Consider the following 10,425-nt stretch of genomic DNA (forward strand, 5'->3'; position numbering starts at 1 on the left):
CAATGCGTCGCGCAAACCGACGGCTGACTGCTTTGGGCTGCGACCAGCCGGGTCAGTTGCAGGATTGACATAGCTTAAAGGAACCCGCCAACACGCCAAACGAAAAAGGGTTCCGGCATCCCCCAGGATCAGCCGGAACCCTCCCCTCACGTGCCCCATTACCACCGCACGTATTCCACTTGGGATCAAATTCGCGGGCTGACCATCCTGGTCGCCGTTGAGCAAGCAATAGCCCAACCCCTGATTCCAAGCAAATTCAAAGCCCTTAGGGTTTTAGACAAACCCGCTAGAGTTCGCCCCGCACCCGCGTTAGGTTCTGGCCCTAACCGAATGGCAGGAGAACCCATGAGCCAGCGTTTGCACCTTGTTTTCGGCGGCGAGCTTGTCGACCCGCAACGGACCGAGTTCCGTGACACGAAGGATATCCATCTCGTCGGCGTCTTTCCGAACTATGCCCAGGCCTATGACGCCTGGAAGGCCGAGGCACATCGCACGGTTGACAGCGCCCATACCCGCTATTTCATCGCCCACCTGCATCGCCTGCGCGACGAGGAAACCGAGGTCAGCCCGACCGAGGAACTGGGCGCCTGATGGCCGCGTCCAGCCTTGGTTCGCTTGGGCTATGGCTGGAGTTGCGCCGCAAGCGTGGCGGGCAGCTGCAAAACCTGTCGCTGCCGCCTGGCAACGGGCCGCTGCTGATCATCCGCACCACCCCCGAGGCCGAAGCTGCCGCCGCACAGGTGGTTCAGATCCTGACCCATGCGATGCCGCGGCTGCGGGTGCTTGAACTGGGCCGCGACGGCATGGCCGACATTGCGGAAAATCCCGTTGCCGCCCCACAACTGCTGGCCGAGGCCCGGCCCCACGCGCTGCTGCTGCTGGGCAATGACCTGCCGCCTGCGCTGATCCACGCGGCCGAGGAAGCCGATATCCCGATCTATCTGGCGCAGGCGCAGATCCGGGAAAAGCCGGGCTGGGGGCTTGGCCGCTCGCTTCAGGCACGGTTGCTGGAGGCCATCGACCTGATCTGCGTCACCGACGCCGCCAGCCGCAATGTGGCGCTTGGGCTGGGGGTTAAGGCCTCGCATGTGCGCATGACCGGGCCGGTGACCCAGATCCGCAATCCGCTGCCGGGATTCGAGGGCGAAAGGGCGCTGCTGGCCGCGATGCTGCGGGGCCGGCATGTGTGGCTGGCCACCGCCGTGCCCGTCGCAGAGGAAGAGGCGGTCTTGCAGGCGCATCTGGCCGCGCTGCGGCATTCGCATCGGGCCCTGCTGGTTGTGAACCCGGCCGATTCGAATCAGGCCGATGCAATGGCCGACCGCTTCGAGGAGCGCGGGCTGATCGTCGCCCGCCGCAATGCGGACGAAGAGCCCACCGCCGAAATTCAGGTTCAGTTCGCCGAGGACGCGCAGGAACTGGGCCTGTGGTATCGGCTGGCGCCGCTGTGCTTCATGGGCGGCACCTTGTCGGGCGATGACGAGGCCGCGCGCCATCCATTCGAACCCGCCGCGCTTGGTTCGGCGATCATCCACGGCCCGCATGAGGGGCGGTATCATACCGAATGGCAGCAGCTTCAGGGCGCATCTGCGACCCGCCGGGTGCGCGATGCCGAGGATCTGGCCGCGGCCGTGGCCCAGCTGTCGCAGCCCCAGCAGGTCGCCGTGCTGGCTGCGAATGCCTGGGCGGTCAGCACTGGCGGCGCCGGTGTGGCGCTGGACATCGCCCAACCCGTCCTGACCCGGCTGAAGGCTGTGAAATCATGACCCGCGCACCCGCATTCTGGTATCGCCGCCCGCCGACGCTGGCGGCACAACTGCTGCGACCGCTTGGTGCGATCTATGCCGCAGCCACCGCCCGCCGGCTGGCGCAAGGGGCAAGGGTGCGACCGGGGCCGCCGGTGATCTGCATAGGCAACCTGAATGCCGGCGGCACGGGAAAGACGCCCACGGTGATCCATCTGTTGCAGGAATTGCAGCGCCGGGGGGTGGCGGCGCATGTTGTCTCGCGCGGCTATGGTGGCAGCGCTGACGGGCCATTGCGCGTCGACGAGCGCGCCCATGACGCCGCCCTGACCGGGGACGAGCCGCTGCTGATCTCGGCCTTTGCGCCGGTCTGGGTGGCCAAGGACCGGCTGGCAGGCGCAAAAGCGGCGGCGGGTGCGGGCGCGCAGGCGATCATTCTGGATGACGGGTTTCAGGATCCGGCACTGGCACATGATCTGTCACTGATTGTCGTGGATGCGGCGAAGGGGTTCGGCAACGGGCTGTGCCTGCCCGCCGGCCCTCTGCGCGAGCCGGTCCCCGTCGGGCTGGCCCGCGCCGATCTGCTTTTGTCGATCGGCGGGCCGGCGGCGCAGGCCGGCTTTGCCGCCCCCGCAGGGGCGCCGCCGCATCTGCGCGGGGTGCTGGAGCCGTTGCAGACCGGGATCGACTGGCAGGGACATCGGGTGCTGGCCTTTGCCGGCATCGGCCATCCCGAGAAGTTCTTTGCCACGCTGGCCAGTCTGGGGGCCGATCTGGCGCGGGGCGAGGCGCTGGACGATCACCAGCCGTTCACGCCGGCCCTGCTGACCCGGCTGGAAACCGAGGCGCGGTTGCTGGGGGCCCAACTGGTCACGACCGAGAAGGATGCCGTGCGGTTGCCGCGCAGTTTTCGGCCCAAGGTACTGGCCCTGCCGGTGCGGTTGCAGATCGGCGATGACGGTCCCTTGCAAGCCGCATTGGATCACCTGTTTCCGGCCTGAGGACCGGGGGTTTACCACCCCCGGACCCCCGTGGATATTTGGGCACGGATGATGCGCAACCCGCGCCTTAGCTGCGCAGGGTGCCGCCGGTGGCTTTCTGGACCTTGTCGATGATCTTCTGGCTGACGGCCTCGATCTCGGCATCGGTCAGGGTCTTGTCGCGCGGTTGCAGGCGTGCGGTGATGGCGATGGATTTGCGGCCATCCTCCAGCCCGGTGAACTGGTCGAAGACGGTGACGCTTTCGATCAGCGCCTTGTCGGCGCCCAAGGCTGCATTGACCAGCGCAAGCGCCTCGACCCGCGCATCGACGACAAAGGCGAAATCGCGTTCCACCGCTTGCAGGCCCGAGGCATCAAGTGCCGGGCGGGTGGGCGTTTTCGTCTTGGGGAAGGGCACATTGGCGATCTGGATGGTAAAGCCCACGGCAGGACCTTTCACATCCATCTGGCGCAGCACCTTGGGGTGAATCTCGCCGAATGTGGCCAGGACATTGGGACCAAGGGCGATATTGCCCGCACGACCAGGATGCCACCAGCCGTCCAGCTTGCGGTTGATCTGCGCCCGCGCGGTTGCGCCGATGGTTTGCAGAATGGCCTCGGCATCAGCCTTGGCGTCATAGATATCCACCTTGCGGCGGCTGCCATAGGGATCGCGGGGGGCGTTGCCGCCCACCAGCAGGCCCGACAGCCGGATCGCCTGATCACCCGGCTCGCCGCCCGAAAAGACCGGGCCAATCTCGAACAGGGCCAGGTCCGCGAAACCACGCGCCTGATTTCGCGCGGCGGCGGCCAGAAGCCCCGGCAGCAGGTCAGGCCGCAGATGCGTCATCTCGCTGCTGATCGGGTTTTCGACCCGCACCGCATCACTGCCGCCGCCGAACAGCGCAGCCGAGGCCTGGTCGATGAAGCTGTAGGTGACACATTCGTTATAACCCAGGGCGGCGGCCATGCGGCGGGCCGCCTTTTCGCGCATCTGCATGGGCGTCAGCACCGGCAACGGCACACCGGGCTGCGGGCGGGGCAGCGGCTTGCCTTGCAGCCGGCTGAGGCTGGCGATGCGGGCGACTTCCTCGATCAGATCAGCCTCGCCCAGCACATCGGGGCGCCAGCTGGGGGGGTGAGCCATCTCGCCCTCAAGCCGGAAGCCCAGTTTTTCCAGGGTGGCGCGCTGTTCGGCTTCGGGGATGTCCAGGCCGACAAGGCTGGCGGTGCGGGCCGGGTCCAGCCGATAGGCCCGGTCGGTCGCGGGGATGGCGCCGGCCGTCACGACCTCGGACGGCTGACCGCCGCAGAGGTCGAGGACCATTTGTGTCGCCAGATCCAGCCCTTGAAGGGTGAAATCAGGGTCGATGCCGCGCTCGAAGCGATAGCGCGCATCGGAATGGATGCGCAGGGCGCGGCCCGTTGCCGCCGTGCTGATCGGGTCGAAATAGGCGGCCTCGATGAACACGTCCGTGGTGTCATCCTGCGAGCCGGAACGCGCGCCCCCCATGATGCCCGCGATGCTTTCGGGGCCTTCATGGTCACTGATGACAACGGCGCCTTCGGGCAGGGCATAGGTCTTGTCATCCAGCGCGGTGATTTGTTCGCCGGCGCGGGCGCCGCGCAGGTGCAGATTGCCATGGACCTTGGCCGCGTCAAAGACGTGAAGCGGGCGGTTCAGGTCGAAGGTGAAGTAATTGGTGATGTCGACCAGCGCGCTGATCGGGCGCAGGCCGATGGCACGCAGGCGTTTTTGCAGCCAGTCGGGGCTGGGGCCGTTCTTGACGCCACGCACGACACGGCCGCTGAAGAACGGCGCCTTGGCGGCGATTTCAGGGGCGATGGTGACGCTGATCGGGCTGGCGAAAGCGCCCTTGATGGTGGCCTGCGGAACGGGCTTCAGACGGCCCAGTCCCCGTGCCGCCAGATCGCGTGCGATTCCGTGGACGCCCAGGGCATCGGGCCGGTTGGGGGTGATCTTGATATAGATCATCGGGTCGATCTTTTCGGGCGCATTGGCGGCCAGCCAGTCGGTGAAACGCTGGCCGACCTCGCCCGAGGGCAACTCGATGATGCCGTCATGTTCGTCGCTGAGTTCAAGCTCGCGCTCGGATGCCATCATGCCGTGGCTTTCGACGCCACGGATCTTGCCAACGCTTAGCGTCACGTCGATGCCGGGAACATAATCGCCCGGCTTGGCCAGCACGCCGATCAGACCGGCGCGCGCATTCGGGGCGCCGCAGACGATCTGTTTCTCGCCCTCATCGGTCGCGACCTTCAGCACCCGCAGGCGATCGGCATCGGGGTGCTGGACCGCCTCGATCACCTTGGCGATGGTAAAACGGTTCAGCCGCGCCGCAGGGTCCGAGACCTCTTCGACCTCTAGGCCAAGATCGGTCAGCGCCTCGGTGATCTGGTCCAGCGTGGCCGTGGTATCGAGATGCTCTTTGAGCCAGGAGAGTGTGAATTTCATGTCGCCAACCGTCGCTTCGGGCCATTGCCCGCCTGTGATGAGGCGGTTCCTAACCCAAGCCGGCGCGGATTGGTAGGGCACAGCGATTCGAACCCTCGCCCCGGACCTGACCTGGCTGGTGCGGGGTCAGGATCGCGCAGGCAGCCAATCCAGAATCGCGGTCATGATCGCGGCAGATGGCTGCGCAATATCGCAGGTCAGCACATTGGCGCCCCGAGGCGGTTCCAGCGTGGCAAGCTGGCTGTCCAGCAGGGCGGGGCTCATGAAATGCCCCTTTCGCCGGCCCAGCCTTTCGGCCAGCACCTCGCGCGTTCCGCCCAGATGGACATAGCGCAGCGGCAGATCGGCCGCGCCAGCCAGCCGGTCGCGATAGGCCGCACGCAGCGCCGAACAGGCTGCAACGGCCATACCCTGCGCCCGCGCCTGCCCGCCCAGTTCCCGGCCCACCGCATCAAGCCAGGGCCAGCGGTCGTCGTCGGTCAGCGGGATGCCCGCAGCCATCTTGTCGCGATTGGCCTGGCTGTGCAGGTCGTCAGCCTCGATGAAGGGGGCAGCAAGCGCCCCGGCAAGTTGCCGCGCGATCAGCGATTTCCCGGCGCCGCTGACGCCCATGACGATGATTGCCAGCCGATCCTGCATCTGCGTCCATCCCGTCCCGTTTGACCCGCAGCGGCATACCGTGGGCCGATCCTGCGATGCAGATTAGGTGGCTTTGCCGGCCCTGTCATCGCCATCGGCGGGGAAATCGAACCCTGGCCCGCGGCGCGCGCCGATTGGACTGCCGGGAAATTCATGCTAGCCGCTGATCGTGCCATGAACGAGAGCCTTGATTGCCAACCGGTTTCGCCCAAGCTGAACTGATCGCCGTGCTGGTCGCCGTCACCACGGGTCAGCCACGGGTCATGACGATCGAACGGGGCGGCGGGCTGCCGTCCGGCAATCTGGAATCCAGCCATCACAGCCTGCAAGCCGGGCTGCGGTCCTGGGTCGAGGATCAGACCCACCACCCGGTCGGCTATCTTGAGCAGCTGTATACTTTTGCCGATCGCGGGCGCGGCATGGATGCCGGCATCGGTGCGCGGCGGATCTCGATCAGCTATCTGGGGCTGGTTCAGGAACAATCGGTCGCGGGCGCGGACCAATCCGAATGGCATGGCTGGTATGAATATTTCCCCTGGGAAGATCACCGCGAGGGCCGGCCCGACATGTTGGGCCAGATCACCCGCCATCTGCATGACTGGGCCGAAGGCGGCGGTGCGTCCCGTGCGGAACGCCTGCGCCGGGCGAGCTTTGCCTTTGATCTGGATGGCAGGGGCTGGAACGAAGACCTTGTGCTGCAACGCTATGAACTGATGTACGAAGCCCGGCTTGTCGACGAGGCGGGGTCGTTGCAGGGGCCGGGCTTTGGCCGCCCGATGATGGCCGATCACCGCCGCATTCTGGCGACCGGCATCGCGCGGCTGCGGGCCAAGATCAAATATCAGCCTGTCATGTTCGAACTGGTGCCCGACAGCTTCACCCTGCTGCAATTGCAGCAAACCGCCGAGGCGCTTTCGGGCTTGCGCCTGCACAAGCCCAATTTCCGCCGGCAGATCGACCAGCACGCACTGATCGAGGAAACCGGCGAAATCGCACAGGAAACGCGCGGCCGCCCGGCCAAGCTGTTCCGCTATCGCCGCGCGGTGCTTGAGGCGCGGGCGCTGGCCGGATCGCGGCTGCCACTATCCCGCGATTGACATAATCTCAATCCGAGTATAAATGAGTCTCCGAATATACTCATTCAGAGTATAAAGGAGCCTGCCATGAACACTCAGCTTCGCTTCCCCACGCTGTATGAACCGGTCCGCAAGGTCATTCCGGCGCCCGACTGGATGATGTTCGAGGATGACATCGGGGCAATCCTGCGGCTGAAGCAGGAACGCAACGCGGTGATTCTGGCCCATAACTATCAGACGCCCGAGATCTTTCACGGCGTGGCCGATATTGTCGGCGACAGTCTGGCGCTGGCGCGCAAGGCGGTCGAGGTTGATGCCGATGTGATCGTGCTGGCCGGTGTGCATTTCATGGCCGAGACTGCCAAGCTGCTGAACCCGGAAAAAACCGTGCTGATCCCCGACCTGGCTGCGGGCTGCTCGCTTGCCGATTCGATCACGCCCGAGGACATCGCGCTGCTGCGTCAGGCCCATCCCGGTGTGCCTGTGGTGACCTATGTGAACACCTCGGCGGCGGTCAAGGCGGCCTCGGATATCTGCTGCACCTCGGGCAATGCGCGGCAGGTGGTGGAATCGCTTGGTGTGCCGCGTGTGCTGATGCTGCCCGACGAATATCTGGCGCGGAATGTGGCGCGCGAAACCGATGTAGAACTGATCGCCTGGCACGGCCATTGCGAGGTGCACGAGCTGTTCACAGCCGAGGATGTGCGCGAATTGCGCGCCTCCTGGCCCGGCGTGACGATCCTCGCGCATCCCGAATGCCCGCCCGAGGTGGTGGCCGAGGCCGATTTTTCCGGCTCTACGGCGGTGATGTCGGGCTATGTCGGGACGAACAGGCCAAGCCGGGTCGTGCTGCTGACCGAATGCTCGATGAGCGATAATGTCGCGGTGGATCACCCGGATGTGGAATTCATCCGCCCCTGCAATCTGTGCCCGCATATGAAGCGGATCAGCCTTGCCAATATTCGCGAGGCGCTGGAACTGAACCGGCATGAGGTGACGGTTGACCCAGCCATTGCCGAGCCTGCGCGCCGCGCGGTCGAACGGATGCTGGCGGTATGAACGGGCCGGGGGCAGGGCCGGACGATCCGGTGATCGTCATCGGCAGCGGCATCGCGGGGCTGACGACCGCCCTGGCGCTGGCGCCGCTGCCGGTGCTGCTGCTGACCCGCGACTGTCTGGGCGAAGGCAGCTCGACCGCGCTGGCGCAGGGCGGGATTGCCGCCAGTGTCGGCGCGGATGACGATGCCGGGCTGCATCTGGCCGATACGCTGGACGCCGGTGACGGGCTGTGTGACGCCGATATCGCCGCCACGATCCTGGATCACGCCGTGCAGGCCATCGCGATGCTGGCCCGCAATGGCATGATCTTTGATCGCGACGCGGATGGCACCATCGCCCTTGGGCTGGAGGCCGCGCATTCCCGCCGTCGTATCCTGCATGCGGGCGGCGACGGCACCGGGGCCGCGATAACGGAGGCGCTGGCAAGGGCGGTTCGCGCCTGCCCGTCGGTCACCGTGATTGCCGGCGCGGATGCCCGGCGGCTGACCATGGCAAACGGCCGCGTGACCGGCATCATGGTGCATCAGGCGGGCGGTATGCGGCATATCCCGGCATGGCGGGTGGTGCTGGCGACCGGCGGGATCGGCGGTCTTTTTGATGCGACGACCAATCCGGTCGGTAACTATGGTGCCGGTGTCGCCATGGCCGCCCGTGCGGGCGCGGTGCTGACCGATATGGAATTTGTCCAGTTCCACCCCACCGCCCTGGCCAGCAACAGCCACCCGCTTGCCCTGATCAGCGAGGCCGTGCGGGGCGAGGGCGCGATTCTGCTGAACGATCTGGGGCAGCGGTTCATGGACGGGACGCCCGGCAAGGAACTGGCACCGCGCGATGTGACCGCGCGTGCGATCCATGCGCAGATCAAGGCCGGGCGGCGCGTGTTTCTGGATGCGCGGGCGGCGATCGGCGACCGCTTCGGCTCGCGCTTTCCAGGCATCGCACGGCTTTGCGCCGCCAATGGCATCGACCCTGCCCGTGATCTGATCCCGGTGCAGCCGGCGGCGCATTACCATATGGGCGGTATCCTGACGGATGCGCAGGGCCGCAGCAGCCTGCCGGGTCTGTGGGCGGTGGGCGAATGCGCCTCGACCGGGTTGCATGGCGCGAACCGGCTGGCCAGCAATTCCCTGCTGGAGGCCGCCGTCATGGGCATGGCCGTGGCCCGCGACATTCGCGACCATCGCTTTCCTCGCCGCCAACCCCAGCCACGGCCGCAATTGGCGCCGACGACCATCGCACCGGCTGACCCGGCGCCTGTCCGCGCCGTGGTGTCGCGCCATCTGGGCGTGCTGCGCGATGCCGAGGGGCTGGACATGGCCATTGCCGAGTTGCTGCCACTTGCGCTGTCGGATCGCCCCGGCGCCGACCCGGCGCTGGTGGCGCTGTCTGTCGCTGTCTTTGCCCGGCTGCGTCAGGAATCGCGTGGCGCGCATTCCCGCACCGATTTCCCGGCCAGCCAGCCAATCGGCACGCGGCACAGCATGACTCTGTCGCAGATCATTGCCGCGGCACAGGGCATCACCGCCCCCGATCTTGTCCCCGCACGGAGCGCCTGACATGGACCTTGCCCCCCTGCCCCGCCTGATGGTCGAACCCGTGATCCGTGCCGCGCTGGCCGAGGATCTGGGCCTTGCCGGCGATCTGACCTCTGCCGCCGTGATCCCGGCCGGGCACCGCTCGGTCGTGACGGCGATGGTTCGGCAACCCGGTGCCATTGCCGGGCTGGATGCGGCGCGGCTGGCCTTTGACCTGGTCGATCCGTCCTGCATCTTCACCGCCCATGTCGCAGATGGCGACCGGGTCACGCCGGGCACCCGCATCGCCACCATCGAGGGCCCCTCGCGCAGCCTGCTGACGGCCGAGCGCACCGCCCTGAACATCCTGGGCCACCTGTCGGGCATCGCCAGCGTGACCGCGCGCATCGCCGACGCGATCCGGGGCACCCGCGCCGCCGTCACCTGCACCCGCAAGACCACGCCGGGGCTGCGGGCGCTGGAAAAATACGCCGTCCGCGCCGGGGGCGGCATGAACCACCGTTTTTCGCTGGCCGATGCAGTGCTGATCAAGGACAACCACATCGCCATCGCGGGCGATGTGGTCACCGCCATCGAACGCGCCCGCAAGAATGTCGGCCATATGGTCAGGATAGAGGTCGAGGTCGACACGCTTGATCAGTTGCATCAGGCCATGACAGCTGGTGTCGATGTAGTCCTGCTGGATAACATGGCCCCGCAGATGCTGCGTCAGGCCGTGGACATCGTCGCAGGCCGTGCCGTGACCGAGGCTTCCGGCAACATAACCCCCGAAACCGCCCCGGACGTCGCGGCATCCGGGGTCGATCTGATCTCGGTCGGGTGGATCACCCACAGCGCGCCAACGCTGGATATCGGGCTGGATTTCGTTTCGGTCGGGTAGCCGGCAGACCGGCCAACAGAAGTCGAACCACTCCC

Annotated in this window: 9 protein-coding genes; 7 read left to right on the forward strand and 2 right to left on the reverse strand. The window is 66.5% G+C overall.

Annotated features, from left to right (window positions below; genetic code table 11):
* Positions 1-345 precede the first annotated feature (345 nt).
* Genes FNJ84_RS02240 through lpxK form a run of 3 tightly spaced genes read left to right on the forward strand, consistent with a single transcriptional unit; the run spans position 346 to position 2,746 of the window.
* Complete coding sequence (locus FNJ84_RS02240) at positions 346-591, forward strand: DUF4170 domain-containing protein (protein WP_143791275.1); 246 nt, start codon at positions 346-348, stop codon at positions 589-591.
* On the forward strand, positions 591-1,766 hold the full coding sequence (locus tag FNJ84_RS02245) for a 3-deoxy-D-manno-octulosonic acid transferase (protein WP_143791276.1): 1,176 nt from the start codon (positions 591-593) through the stop codon (positions 1,764-1,766). The genes FNJ84_RS02240 and FNJ84_RS02245 overlap by 1 nt, the downstream gene beginning before the upstream one ends.
* Positions 1,763-2,746, forward strand: a complete 984-nt coding sequence (gene lpxK, locus FNJ84_RS02250) for a tetraacyldisaccharide 4'-kinase (protein ID WP_143791277.1) — start codon at positions 1,763-1,765, stop codon at positions 2,744-2,746. Before FNJ84_RS02245 ends, lpxK begins: the two co-directional genes overlap by 4 nt.
* Positions 2,747-2,813: 67 nt before the next feature.
* Here the strand turns inward: lpxK and pheT are convergent, their stop codons facing one another.
* A complete protein-coding gene (pheT, locus tag FNJ84_RS02255; protein WP_143791278.1) occupies positions 2,814-5,201 on the reverse strand; it encodes a phenylalanine--tRNA ligase subunit beta in 2,388 nt (795 codons plus the stop codon).
* Between the two features lie 126 nt (positions 5,202-5,327).
* Positions 5,328-5,840 carry a gluconokinase gene (locus FNJ84_RS02260; RefSeq protein WP_143791279.1) on the reverse strand — a complete coding sequence of 171 codons (513 nt, stop codon included), beginning with the start codon at positions 5,838-5,840 and terminating at the stop codon, positions 5,328-5,330.
* Positions 5,841-6,031: 191 nt separating this feature from the next.
* Here FNJ84_RS02260 and FNJ84_RS02265 point away from each other — a divergent pair, with 191 nt between their 5' ends.
* From FNJ84_RS02265 to nadC, 4 genes are all read left to right on the forward strand, one after another.
* Positions 6,032-6,937, forward strand: coding sequence for a hypothetical protein (locus FNJ84_RS02265; protein ID WP_143791280.1), 906 nt, complete (start codon positions 6,032-6,034; stop codon positions 6,935-6,937).
* Between the two features lie 66 nt (positions 6,938-7,003).
* The gene (gene nadA / locus FNJ84_RS02270; RefSeq protein WP_143791281.1) at positions 7,004-7,975 is read left to right on the forward strand and encodes a quinolinate synthase NadA; all 972 of its coding nucleotides are present in this window, start codon (positions 7,004-7,006) and stop codon (positions 7,973-7,975) included.
* A complete protein-coding gene (locus tag FNJ84_RS02275) occupies positions 7,972-9,531 on the forward strand; it encodes an L-aspartate oxidase (RefSeq protein WP_143791282.1) in 1,560 nt (519 codons plus the stop codon). Before nadA ends, FNJ84_RS02275 begins: the two co-directional genes overlap by 4 nt.
* A gap of 1 nt (position 9,532) precedes the next feature.
* Entirely contained in the window at positions 9,533-10,390 is an 858-nt protein-coding gene (gene nadC, locus FNJ84_RS02280) for a carboxylating nicotinate-nucleotide diphosphorylase (protein ID WP_185968392.1), read from the forward strand.
* Positions 10,391-10,425 lie beyond the last annotated feature (35 nt).

This window comes from Paracoccus sp. M683 (genome assembly GCF_007096355.1).
Taxonomy (GTDB): Bacteria; Pseudomonadota; Alphaproteobacteria; order Rhodobacterales; family Rhodobacteraceae; genus Paracoccus.